Origin of the sequence: Actimicrobium antarcticum, from assembly GCF_039536745.1 — a bacterium.
Lineage (GTDB): Bacteria > Pseudomonadota > Gammaproteobacteria > Burkholderiales > Burkholderiaceae_D > Actimicrobium > Actimicrobium antarcticum.
This window is the reverse complement of sequence record NZ_BAAAZE010000003.1, coordinates 120,141-131,844: the sequence shown is the minus strand read 5'-3', so window position 1 is coordinate 131,844 and position 11,704 is coordinate 120,141. Positions and strand designations below refer to the sequence as shown.

9 protein-coding genes are annotated in these 11,704 nt (G+C 60.7%); 5 read left to right on the top strand and 4 right to left on the bottom strand.

Going from position 1 to position 11,704, the window contains the following annotated elements:
- Positions 1-177: 177 nt before the first annotated feature.
- Together ABD720_RS02505 and ABD720_RS02500 are read right to left on the bottom strand one after the other, a co-directional pair.
- On the bottom strand, positions 178-555 hold the full coding sequence (locus ABD720_RS02505) for a hypothetical protein (RefSeq protein ID WP_344761637.1): 378 nt from the start codon (positions 553-555) through the stop codon (positions 178-180).
- Between the two features lie 375 nt (positions 556-930).
- The gene (locus ABD720_RS02500; RefSeq protein ID WP_344761636.1) at positions 931-1,794 is read right to left on the bottom strand and encodes an outer envelope protein; all 864 of its coding nucleotides are present in this window, start codon (positions 1,792-1,794) and stop codon (positions 931-933) included.
- 443 nt (positions 1,795-2,237) lie between these two features.
- Between ABD720_RS02500 and ABD720_RS02495 the strand changes: the two genes are divergently transcribed.
- From ABD720_RS02495 to ABD720_RS02480, 4 genes are all read left to right on the top strand, one after another.
- Positions 2,238-3,767: an ABC transporter ATP-binding protein gene (locus ABD720_RS02495; protein WP_344761635.1), complete on the top strand. Its 1,530-nt coding sequence runs from the start codon at positions 2,238-2,240 to the stop codon at positions 3,765-3,767.
- Entirely contained in the window at positions 3,754-4,815 is a 1,062-nt protein-coding gene (locus tag ABD720_RS02490; RefSeq protein ID WP_344761634.1) for an ABC transporter permease, read from the top strand. The genes ABD720_RS02495 and ABD720_RS02490 overlap by 14 nt, the downstream gene beginning before the upstream one ends.
- Positions 4,815-5,732 carry an ABC transporter permease gene (locus ABD720_RS02485; RefSeq protein WP_344761633.1) on the top strand — a complete coding sequence of 306 codons (918 nt, stop codon included), beginning with the start codon at positions 4,815-4,817 and terminating at the stop codon, positions 5,730-5,732. Before ABD720_RS02490 ends, ABD720_RS02485 begins: the two co-directional genes overlap by 1 nt.
- 139 nt (positions 5,733-5,871) lie before the next feature.
- Positions 5,872-6,942 (top strand): BMP family ABC transporter substrate-binding protein, encoded by a 1,071-nt coding sequence (locus tag ABD720_RS02480; protein WP_344761632.1) that lies wholly within the window; start codon positions 5,872-5,874, stop codon positions 6,940-6,942.
- A 1,035-nt stretch (positions 6,943-7,977) separates the two neighbouring features.
- Here the strand turns inward: ABD720_RS02480 and ABD720_RS02475 are convergent.
- Both ABD720_RS02475 and ABD720_RS02470 read right to left on the bottom strand, forming a co-directional pair.
- Entirely contained in the window at positions 7,978-9,327 is a 1,350-nt protein-coding gene (locus ABD720_RS02475) for an 8-oxoguanine deaminase (RefSeq protein WP_344761631.1), read from the bottom strand.
- Positions 9,324-11,075, bottom strand: coding sequence for an allantoate amidohydrolase (locus ABD720_RS02470; protein WP_344761630.1), 1,752 nt, complete (start codon positions 11,073-11,075; stop codon positions 9,324-9,326). Before ABD720_RS02470 ends, ABD720_RS02475 begins: the two co-directional genes overlap by 4 nt.
- 256 nt (positions 11,076-11,331) lie before the next feature.
- Between ABD720_RS02470 and uraH the strand changes: the two genes are divergently transcribed.
- Positions 11,332-11,685 (top strand): hydroxyisourate hydrolase, encoded by a 354-nt coding sequence (gene uraH / locus ABD720_RS02465; RefSeq protein ID WP_344761629.1) that lies wholly within the window; start codon positions 11,332-11,334, stop codon positions 11,683-11,685.
- Positions 11,686-11,704 lie beyond the last annotated feature (19 nt).

Sequence of the window (11,704 nt, the reverse complement as noted above, 5' to 3'; positions counted from 1 at the left end):
AAACGGGGTACGGCAAGAGGGAGGCCCGCAAACTCGCTACCCTTGCAGGGCGCAGATCCGCTTGCAAGCGGATCCCGTTCCGCAGGCGGATCGCATGCGATCCGAAACCCCTGCTACACCTCAGACAGTGCGGGCCTCTTATCCTCTTGCCGTACCCCGTTTTTGGCAGCGGCCTTTTTACGCGGAATGCAAGGTCAAGACCAAACACAGCCCTGGTGATTCGATCAGGGTCAGGCTCGCTTTGCGCGAGAAAGATGGCTTGTAAAAGCCTTGTAGGTTTTGGGCTTTGACCTTGGCTTTGACCTTGGCTTTGACCTTGGCTTTGACCTTGGCTTTGACCTTGGCTTTGACCTTGGCTTTGACCTTGGCTTTGACCTTGGCTTTGACGTTGGCTTTGACCTTGGCTTTGACCTTGGCTTTGACCTTGGCTTCGACCTTGGCTTTGACCTTGGCTTTGACGTTGGTTTTGACGTTGGTTTTGATGCTGATTTTGAACTCGATGTCGATGTCGACGAGGAAGCATTCTCGCGCAAAGCGAGCTCGGCCATCATTCAATCACCGAGGCTGGGCTTGATTTTGACCTTGAATTCCGCGTAAAAAGGCCGCTGCCAAAAACCGGGTGCGGCAAGAGGATCAGAAGCCCGCACTGTCTGAGCGTAGCGAGTTTGCGGGCTTCCCTCTTGCCGCACCCGGTTTTTGGGAACCCGCAGGGCAGCGGTCTTGCGGTCGCCTTTTTCTTGGTTACGTCTTTTTGGCGAAGCAAAAAGAAGTGACCGGCTGCCGGGCCGCCCCCGGCTTGGTCATGACGGAGCACCAACCGTTTTAGCTACCGCAAACCGCAAACCGCAAACCGCAAACCGCAAACCGCAAACCGCGCAGAAAGCCATCCCCCCGTTCCACCCCACGATTCAGCAACCCGCTAAACGCCAATCAGAAATGGTATTCAGCCCGAACCATCGGTGTACTAGCCTTCGACCCGGTAACCGTCGATGGATTACCAAACTTATTCTTCCAGTATTGGTACTCAACACCCAGACGGAACGTATTCTTGCCCATGCCAGCCAGCGAACCGACATCAAACATCACCTGCATGTCGACGTTGGTTTCGGGTGACGTGCGACCGCCGAATTCATTGTCGCCTTTGGCGGCGATGAAGTTGGCATAGCCTTCGAACGAGGTCGGTACGGCGCTGATCATCGCCAGCGGGATACCCCAGGCAGCGCTGAGCATCGGGTGCAACTTGTAGGTATAGCGACTGTTGATACCGTACGGCTGGTTGCTTTCTTTAAGCAGCAATGCGCTAACGTTCAGGAAGCCAGGCACATCCAGCATCAGCGTCGGGCCGAGTACCAGCATGCGTTTTTTGGAGCCGTAACCGGCGTCGTTCTTGGTGTTGACATCAAACCCACCGGTGATGCCAACGCCGCGTACCGGGCCGAAGCTGATCGGGGAGCCGCTGACTTTGCCGATGTCCAGCGTATTGCGATAGACCACGTAGATTTCCTGCGCGCCACCCGAGGTGGTGCCGGAGTTGACTCTGGTTGGATCTTTGCTATCCGACAGCAGCGCGTCCACATTCAGGAAGTTGGTGCCGTATTTGTACCCGCTGGCGTGCGTCAGAGAAAAAATATTCTTGCTGATGTCGTTCGGGTTGAACGGCTCTGCGAATTTGGTGCCGTAGCGGTATCCCAACGATGTATCGCTCCATTCTGCAGCATGGGCAGCGGTACCGCCGGCGAGTAGTGCGGCAACGAGTGAGAAGGTAAAGGCAGGGGATTTCTTGATGCAGGACATGACAACTCCAGTCTGGTTTTATGGTCGATCAACGGGCAAATGGGGTGCGCCACAAAGGCTGGCAGCGGAGTGATGATGCGGCAATCCCAATATTCCGTCAGTGTAAGTTTCGAATAGTCGGTATATGCACAGGGGTATGTCAGGTCGCCTTGTCGGCACAAGCCAGACGCAGTGCCGATTAGCAAGAAATCACCTCCGCAAAGGCACATTGCAATGCAGCAAAAAAACAACAGCGAGAGTTGGTTGCAGACCCGGATCGATGCTGCCTGCAGAAAAAATCGCACCGCCGGAGCGATCCCGTTCACCCCGCGCTGGCCTGCTGCATTGCGTATATGCAGTGCCGCATATTCCCCATCGCCAGATCGATATATTGAGGAGGATAATTCGGCGTAATTTAAAAAGACAAAAAATCCAGGATCACCTCCCATGACGACGAGCCAGACATGACCCCCCGCCTGACCCTGCGTGCAATCACCAAACGCTATCCCGCCGTCATCGCCAACGACCAGGTCGACCTGACCGTCCTGCCCGGCGAAATCCACGCCGTGCTGGGCGAAAACGGTGCCGGCAAATCGACACTGATGAAGATCATCTACGGCGCGGTCAAGCCCGACGCCGGCCAGATGTGCTGGAATGGCACGCCGACCACGATCGAGAATCCGTCGGCGGCGCGCCAGCTTGGCGTGGCGATGGTGTTCCAGCATTTTTCGCTGTTCGATACGCTGACCGTCGCAGAAAATATCGCGCTTGGCCTGCCCGCCGGCACCCGCCTCGATGAACTGGCGCAACGCATCACCAGCACCGCCGCTGAATACGGGCTGGAGCTCGAACCGCAGCGCCATGTGCATACGCTGTCGGTCGGCGAATGCCAGCGCGTCGAAATCGTGCGGGCGTTGCTGGCCAAACCGCAATTGCTGATCCTCGATGAACCCACCTCGGTGCTCACGCCGCAAGCCGTCGAAAAACTCTTCGGGACGCTACGCAAGCTGGCCGCCGAAGGCTGCAGCATCCTGTACATCAGCCACAAGCTCGATGAAATCCGCGCGCTCTGCCATACCTGTACCGTGATGCGCAGCGGAAAAGTCACCGGCGTCTGCGATCCGCGCCGGGAAACCGCCGCCAGCCTGTCGCGCATGATGATCGGTGCCGAGCCGCCGGCGATGCAGCATGTCGACCGTCAACCGGGCGAGACGGTGCTGTCCGTCACCAACCTGTCACTCGCCAAAAGTCATCCGTTTGCCACGCAGCTTACGGGGGTGAGTTTTGAAGTACGCGCCGGTGAAATCCTCGGCGTGGCCGGTGTCTCCGGCAACGGCCAGCAGGAATTGCTGGCTGCGCTGTCGGGCGAAGATCCGCGTGCCGAGTCGGCCACCGTCACGCTGCATGGTGAACCGGTCGGTCGCATGAATGCGGCGGGCCGACGTGCGCGGGGGCTGGGTTTCGTGCCGGAAGAACGGCTCGGGCGCGGTGCCGTGCCCGAATTGTCGCTGGCACATAACATCCTTTTGTCGCACCAGACATCGGCTACGGTGCGTTTTGGCATGGTTCGCTTCAAGGCCATTGCGGAAATTGCGGCGGCCGTCATCCGGCGCTTTAATGTCAAAGCCGCTGGTCCGCATGCCAGCGCGAACAGTCTCTCCGGAGGCAATCTGCAAAAATACATCGTCGGGCGCGAAATCCTGCGCGCGCCCACCGTGCTGCTGGTGGCGCAACCGACCTGGGGCGTCGATGTCGGCGCAGCTGCGCAGATTCGCGCCGAACTGCTGGCGCTGCGTGACGCCGGTTGCGCGTTACTGATCATTTCCGAGGAGCTGGACGAATTGTTTGAAATTTCTGATCGCCTGATCGTGATTGCCAAAGGCCGGGTATCGCCCTCGATCCAGCGCGCTGATGCCACCATCGATCAGATCGGTCAGTGGATGAGCGGCCTGTGGAGCGACGTTGACAGCGAGGCCAGCCATGCTCAAGCTTGAAGCGCGCACCAACCCGTCGACGCTGATGGCGTGGCTGTCGCCGGTGCTGGCAGTGCTGCTCACCGTACTGTGCGGCGCATTGCTGTTCATTGCGCTGGGCAAAAATCCGCTGACCGGTCTTGCGGTGTTTTTTCTGGAGCCGCTGAAAGATGTGCGCGGCTGGTCCGAGGTCGGCATCAAGGTCGCGCCCCTGCTGATGATAGCGATCGGACTGGCGGTGTGCTTTCGCGCCAACGTGTTCAATATCGGCGCCGAAGGGCAGCTGGTGGTGGGCGCGATTACGGGTGGGGCGGCCGGGCTGTATTTTGATCAGGGTTCCGGCGGCGGGCCGCTGATGATCAGCGTGGTACTGATCGCCGGCATGCTGGGCGGCATGGCCTGGGCGGCGATCACCGCGTTCCTGCGCGACCGCTTCAATGCCAGCGAAATCCTGGTGTCACTAATGCTGGTCTACGTGGCCCAGCTGCTGCTGAGTTATCTGGTGCATGGCGTGCTGAAAGATCCGGACGGCTTCAATTTCCCGCAATCGAAAATGCTGTCCGACGGTTACTTGCTGCCGATTCTGGTGCCGCACACGCGCCTGCATGTCGGCATCCTGCTGGCATTGGCGGCGTCGGTGCTGGGCTGGATATTTTTGTCGAAAAGCGTTTCGGGATTTCGCTTGCAGGTCGGTGGCATGGCACCGCTGGCGGCGCGCTATGCCGGGTTTTCGTCGCGCAAATCGCTGTGGACATCGATGCTGGTCTGCGGTGCGCTGTCGGGTCTGGCCGGCGTGTGCGAAGTGATCGGACCGATCGGCCAATTGACGCCATCGGTCTCGCCCGGCTATGGCTTTGCCGCGATCATCGTCGCCTATGTCGGGCGCCTGCATCCGGTCGGGGTGATTTTTTCGAGCTTCATCATGGCGCTGTTTTATATCGGCGGTGAACTCGCGCAATCGCGCCTGGGCATGCCGAGTGCGATCACCGGCGTGTTCCAGGGCATCCTGCTATTCGCGCTGCTGGCGTGCGATGTCCTGATCCGCTATCAACTGCGCTGGAGAAAATAATGGACGCACTAGCTCCCCTGATCGCAGCATCGATCAATGCCGGCACGCCGCTGCTGCTGGCCGCCCTCGGTTTGCTGATCAATGAAAAATCCGGCGTCGTCAACCTCGGTGCCGAAGGCATGATGCTGATGGCTGCCGTGATCGGTTTTGCGATCACGATTCAGACCGGCAGCGTGCCGCTCGGCTTCGCCGCCGGCGCACTGGCCGGCATGCTGCTGGCCGGATTTTTTGCGCTGATGACGGTCTGGCTGGGTGCCAACCAGTATGCAACCGGGCTGGCGTTGTCGCTGTTTGGTGCGGGCGGATCGGCCTATATCGGCATCAATTTTGTCGGCCAGAGCCTGCGCAACGAGAAGTCCGTGTTGCCACTGCTGGGCGATATGCCATTTCTCGGTGTGGCGCTGTTCCGGCAGCATCCGATGGTGTATCTGTCGATCGCACTATGCGGCGCGATCGTCTGGTTTTTGTACCGCACCCGTGCCGGACTGATCCTGCGCGCGGTCGGCGAATCGCCTTCGTCGGCGCATGCGCTGGGCTATAACGTGCGGCGTATCCGCCTGTCGGCGCTGCTGTTCGGTGGCGCCTGCTGCGGGCTGGCGGGCGCGTTTTTGTCGCTGGTCTACACGCCATTGTGGGTCGAGGGCATGGTGGCCGGGCGCGGCTGGATTGCGCTGGCGCTGACCACCTTCGCAACCTGGCGTCCGGCGCGCGTGCTGTGTGGCGCGTACCTGTTCGGTGGCGTGACGATCCTGACGTTTCACATGCAGGGGCTGGGCGTGCCGATCGCCTCGCAACTGCTGTCGATGTTGCCGTACGTGGCCACCATCGTGGTGCTGGTACTGATCTCGCGTAACGCCAACTGGATCCGGCTGAACATGCCCGCATCACTGGGCAAGCACTTCAACCCGAATCAGTAACGGGGTATGGTGCCTATACGCCAATCCGTATGACGGGCGCACGACGGATCGCCATAATGAGCCGTCGTTGCGCCGCTTTGCCCGCCCGGTGCAGCAGGATCACCAGCCCTGTCGCGGGAGCCACACCTTGAGGAACACCATGTTTAAAAATGTCGTTCGTGGCGCCGTTGCCGCCATCGCCGTGCTGTCAGTCCCGGCCTACGCTGCCGAACCGCTCGGTGTCGGTTTTGTCTACGTCAGCCCGATCGGCGATGCAGGCTGGACCACGCAGCACGACATCGGTCGCAAGGAAATGGAAAAAAATCTCGGCGCCAAGGTGAAGACCAAATTCGTCGAAAACGTGCCGGAAGGCGCCGACGCCGAACGCGTCATCAGCGACCTCGCACAGCAGGGCAACAAGCTGATCATCACCACCTCGTTCGGTTACATGAACCCGACGCTGAAAGTGGCCAGGCAGTTTCCGGATGTGAAATTCATCCACCTGACCGGCTACAAGACCGCCGCCAATGTCGGTACCGCCAATGCACGGTTCTACGAAGCGCGCTACCTGTCGGGCATCCTGGCTGCCAAGATGTCGACCACGCACGTGGCCGGTTATGTCGCCGCGTTTCCGATTCCCGAAGTACTGCAAGGGATCAACGCCTTCACGCGCGGCATGCGCAGCGTCGACCCGAAAGCCGAAGTCAAGGTCATCTGGGTCAACAGCTGGTTCGACCCGGGCAAGGAACGTGACGCTACCCTGACGCTGATTGGCCAGGGTGCCGATGTGGTCACCAACCACACCGACTCGACCGCCGTGATGCAAGCCGCCGAGGAAAAAGGCAAGTACGCCGTGGCCTACCATTCCGACATGAAAAAGTTCGGCCCGAAAGCCCAGCTCGGTGCGGTCACGCATCACTGGGGTGCTTACTACACGAAAGAAGCGCAGGCCGTCATCGATGGCAAATGGAAGCCGACCAGCGTCTGGGGCGGCATCAAGGACGGCATGGTCAAGCTGGAAAATATCAGCGCGGCAGTCCCGGCGGATGTGAAAACCCTGCTGGCCGCGAAAGAGAAAGACATCGTCGCGGGCACGCTGGTGCCGTTCGCTGGTCCGGTCAGGGATAACGACGGCAAGGTCCGTCTGGAGAAGGGGCCGATGAGTGATGAGGCGTTGAACAAGATGGATTATTACGTGGAAGGCGTGGCGGGGAAATTGCCGACGAAGTAAGTGCCTGGGAGTTTTGCTGGCCTCGTTCACTGCGTGATATCGGTGAACGGGGCTTTTTGTTTTTGTGGGAGGTGGCATGCTGCACGCGGCAGGTTCCGGGGGCAGTGGTGTGGTTGCGTGGAGGTGGCATGCCGCAGAAGCCAGTTTCCGGGGTCAGAGTTTTTTTTCGCAGGCCTTATCGCGAAAATTACTCTGACCCCGCACACGGATTGCGGAGTGCGACTGATCGCGGTCGCATTGGTCTGTGATTAATTGACTCTGACCCTAATTATTCAGTCGTGGCACACCGTCAGCGACGGTCGCGATCAGCGTGCTCCGGAATTCGCAAGCAGGGTCAGAGTAATTTTCGCGGTGAAACGTTGCGAAAAAAAACTCTGACCCTGGTTGCTGCTGGTGTGGTTTGCGGTGGTTGGTAAAAGCGACTGATGTGGCTTTCGGCGGTTGGTAAAAACGACCGATGTGGCTTGCGGTGGTTTGCAAAAGCGACTGATGTGGTTGGCGACCGTTGGCAAGAGCGGGTGGTGCGGGTGTACGGAGGTAGCACGCTGCAGACGCCAGTTTCCGGGGTCAGAGTTTTTTTTCGCAGGGGTATCGCGAAAATTACTCTGACCCCGCAAACGGATTGCGGAGTGCCGTGCGTGGCGCATCGGCAGCGGCGGTCGCGATCTGCGTGCGCTGGAATCCGCAAGCAGGGTCAGAGTAATTTTCGCGGTGAAACGTTGCGAAAAAAAACTCTGACCCTGGTTGCTGCTGATGTGTCTTGCGGCGGTTGGTAAGTGCGACGGATGTGATTTGCGACTGCTGGCAGCCGTTGGCAAGAGCGGGCGGTGCGGGTGTGCGGAGGTAGCACGCTGCACACGCCAGTTTCCGGGGTCAGAGTTTTTTTTCGCAGGGGTATCGCGAAAATTACTCTGACCCCGCAAACGGATTGCGGAGTGCCGCCGTGGTGCACCGGCAGCGGCGGTCGCGATCTGCTTACGTCGGAATCCGCAAGCAGGGCCAGAGTAATTTATCAGCCGCTGCAAACCGGCGTCGTCACCCCACCAGTTCCGCCGCCAACCGGTTATGCCGCTCCACCACCACCCCCAGATCCACCGTCGTACACTGGCCCTCCCGCACCACCACCCGTCCGTTGATCACGCTCACCGAGACCGTCGTCGGCGTACAAAACACCAGCGCCGCCACCGGGTCATGCAGCGCGCCCGCATACCCGATCTGCGCCATGTCGAACATCACCACATCGGCCGACATGCCCGGCGCCAGCGCGCCGATGTCATCGCGATTGAGTACCTTGGCGCCGCCCAGCGTGGCCATTTCCAGTGCCTGCCGCGCCGTCATCGCAGTCGGACCGAAACCGACCCGTTGCAGCAGCATCGCTTGCCGCACCTCGCCGAGCATGTGTGCGCCATCATTGGACGCACTGCCATCCACGCCCAAACCGACCGGCACGCCGGCATCCAGCATCGCCCGCACCGGTGCAATCCCGGACGCCAGCCGCATGTTCGAACACGCACAGTGCGCCACACCCGTGCCGGTGCGCGCAAACAGCGCGATGCCTTTCGGGTCGAGCTGGACGCAGTGCGCGTGCCAGACATCGGGACCGACCCAGCCGCAGGATTCGGCGTATTGCGCTGGCGTCATGTTGAATTTTTCACGGCTGTAGGCGACGTCGTTGCTGTTCTCGGCCAGGTGGGTGTGCAGCGAGACATGATGACCGCGCGCCAGCAGCGCCGATTCTCGCATCAGGTCGGGTGATACCGAAAACGGCGAGCAGGGCGCGACCACGATGCGGGTCATGGCATGGCGGCAGGCGTCGTGGTGGGTTTCGATCAGGCGCTGCGTGTCGCGCAGGATCGCGGCTTCGTCTTCGACCAGCCGGTCCGGTGGCAGCCCGCCCTGCGATTCACCGACGCTCATGGCGCCGCGCGCAGCATGAAAGCGCATGCCGATCTGCCGCGCGGCTTCAATGCTGTCATCGAGCCGACAGCCATTCGGATAGATGTACAGATGGTCGCTGCTGGTGGTGCAGCCCGACAGCATCAGCTCGGCCATCGCGGTCTGGGTCGAGGCTTCGATCATCGGCGGTGTCAGGCCGGACCAGATCGGATACAGGTGGCGCAGCCAGTCGAACAGTTCGACATCCTGCGCAGCCGGAATGGCGCGGGTCAGGCTCTGGAACATGTGGTGGTGGGTGTTGATCAGGCCGGGCAGGACCACGTGGCCGGTGGCGTCGATGATCTCGTCGGCCTGGTCGGGCAACTCGGCGCTGGTGCCGACCTGCTCGATCACGTTGTTGCGGATGAAGATTGCACCGTCGCCGATTTCACGGCGGGCGGCGTCCATCGTGACCAGCACGCGGGCATGGCGGATCAGCAGGGTACTCATGCTTTGGGCGTGAAGTGACGCAGGAAATCGAGCAGGATGTGCGCCGATAACTCGGCGTCATCGGCCGTCATGGTCTCCAGCGGATTGTGGCTGATGCCGCCATTGCCACAACGCGTAAACAGCATCGCCACATCGGTCAGATTCACCAGCGACATCGCATCGTGACCGGCACCGGAAAGCAGCATGAAGGGCGCGACGCCGGCGCGTTCGGTGGCCGCGGCGAGTTGCTGCATCAGCCACGGCGCGCACGGCGCGGCGGCTGCGCGCATGGTCAGTTCGAGTTGCGTGTCGACCTGGCGGCGTGCGCAGATCGCCTCGATGCCACTGAGGATATCGGCCACGGCCGCATCGCGCACGCTGTCGTCGGCGGCGCGGATGTCGAGCGACAGGTTGCACACGCCAGGGATCACGTTGACGGACCCGCCGGGCACCTGCAACTGGCCGACCGTGCCAACCAGCGACGTGATGCCGCTGCAGCGCTGCTCGACCAGCAGGATGATTTCGGCGGCAGCGGCAGCAGCGTCCTTGCGCATCGTCATTGGCGTGGTGCCGGCATGGCTGGCCATCCCTGTCAGCGTGACCAGATAACGGCAACTGCCGGCAATCGAGGTGACGATGCCGACCGGCAGATTGCGTTGCAGCAGGACCGGCCCCTGTTCGATATGGACTTCGATGAAGCCGAGATAGTCGGCCCGATTGCGGGCGATGGCGGGGATTTGCGTGAAGTCATGGCCGGCAAATTCCAGCGCGTCGCGCATCGTGATGCCATCGGCATCGGTGCGTGCCAGCAGCGACATGTCGAAGTGGCCGGTGACCGCATTGCTGCCCAGGAAAGTACTTTTGTAGCGCACCCCTTCTTCCTCGGCAAAGCCGATCACTTCCAGATGGAAGGGCAGCTTTTCGCCGCGCTGGTGCAGGTGCCGGATCACCGCGATCGGCAGCAGGATGCCTTCGCGGCCATCGTAGGTGCCACCGTTGCGGACGGTGTCGTAATGCGATCCGGTCATCAGGGTTTTGGCATCGGGGTGATCGGACTGGTAGCGGCCGACTACATTGCCCACGGCATCGATCGATGCGGTCATGCCGGCGTCCTGCATCCATTGGACCATCTGTGCTGCGGTCTGCCGATGGGCCTCGGTGAGATAGGCGCAGGTCAGGCCGCTGGCGTCGTCGGACCAGGCGCCGATGACCTCGCTCCAGGCCATGATCTGCAAGCCCATCGCAGGCTGTGTATCGAGCAGATCGTTGAGGCGCAGTTCGGCGATGCGACTGATCTGGCGCAGGTTTTCTGCGATTTCATCGGCGACCTGATGGGTCAGGCGGCGTTTGAAGGCACGGATGATGGCCTCGCGTGTCAGGCCAAGACCATCCGGTCCCTTGACCGCCAAAATGAACGGAAAATCGAAACGCAGGTTGTAGGCCGCATTGCATTGCTGCAGCGTGGCGAACTCGTCGGCGCTGCACAGATGCAATCCGGCCGCGGTCTGTTCGTTGGTGGATTCGGTGGTCAGTGCAACGTCGGCTTTGCCGACCAGTTCCGGATGGGCGCGGATCAGGTTCAGCTGATCCGCGTCGCTGGCGTCGCTGACGGTTTGCTGCAATGCCAGTTTCAGTGCGGTGGCGGTAGCGAACGGTCTTGCTGACGCGGTACGCTGCGGTATCCACGGCGAGTGCTCGTAGATGCCGGACAGGGTCAGTGCGAACGTTTCGGCATCGCAGGTATTGAGGTAATCCAGTGTCGTCGTCATGCGTTGGCCTTGTAGAAATGCGTGGTGGGCCAGTAACTGGCGATATCGATGCGGAGGTTTCGTCATTCAGCACAAACTGCGGTGGCGGCACGCGTGCTGTCTGGCCACTGCGTGCGGGGCGTCTCGGGCTGCTCACGCTGCGCCTCTTCACGGTCGGATGTGATGATAGTTATACGCTCGATACTATATCCCCCGGGGTGCATCGTTATATGCTGTTTGTGATAGGCAGGTTCATGGTGTGAATATGGAGGTTGGAATGGGGAAGCTGAGTACGCATGTGCTGGATATCACCACGGGCAAGCCAGGGGTGGGAGTCGCAATTGAATTGTACGCAATCGATCTGGGGGTGCGGACGTTATTAAGCCGTGTCATGACCAACAGCGATGGACGCTGTGATGCGCCGTTGCTGGAAGGCGCAGGGTTGCGGGTCGGGATGTATGAACTGGTCTTTGCCGCTGGCGATTACTTTGCTGCGCAGGGAGTCGTGGTGCCGGTGCCGCGGTTTGTGGATCGGGTGACGCTGGGCTTCGGGATTGCCAGTGCGCAGGAGAATTATCACGTGCCGCTGCTGGTGTCGCCCTGGGCGTATTCGACGTACCGGGGGAGCTGAATGAGAGGCAAGCGCAACG

Excerpts from the sequence above, each read along its gene's own strand:
- ABD720_RS02490 (WP_344761634.1), top strand. The coding sequence starts at position 3,754 with ATGCTCAAGCTTGAAGCGCGCACCAACCCGTCGACGCTGATGGCGTGG.
- ABD720_RS02485 (WP_344761633.1), top strand. The coding sequence starts at position 4,815 with ATGGACGCACTAGCTCCCCTGATCGCAGCATCGATCAATGCCGGCACG.
- ABD720_RS02480 (WP_344761632.1), top strand. The coding sequence starts at position 5,872 with ATGTTTAAAAATGTCGTTCGTGGCGCCGTTGCCGCCATCGCCGTGCTG.
- uraH (WP_344761629.1), top strand. The coding sequence starts at position 11,332 with ATGGGGAAGCTGAGTACGCATGTGCTGGATATCACCACGGGCAAGCCA.
- ABD720_RS02495 (WP_344761635.1), top strand. The coding sequence starts at position 2,238 with ATGACCCCCCGCCTGACCCTGCGTGCAATCACCAAACGCTATCCCGCC.
- ABD720_RS02475 (WP_344761631.1), bottom strand. The coding sequence starts at position 9,327 with ATGAGTACCCTGCTGATCCGCCATGCCCGCGTGCTGGTCACGATGGAC.
- ABD720_RS02500 (WP_344761636.1), bottom strand. The coding sequence starts at position 1,794 with ATGTCCTGCATCAAGAAATCCCCTGCCTTTACCTTCTCACTCGTTGCC.
- ABD720_RS02470 (WP_344761630.1), bottom strand. The coding sequence starts at position 11,075 with ATGACGACGACACTGGATTACCTCAATACCTGCGATGCCGAAACGTTC.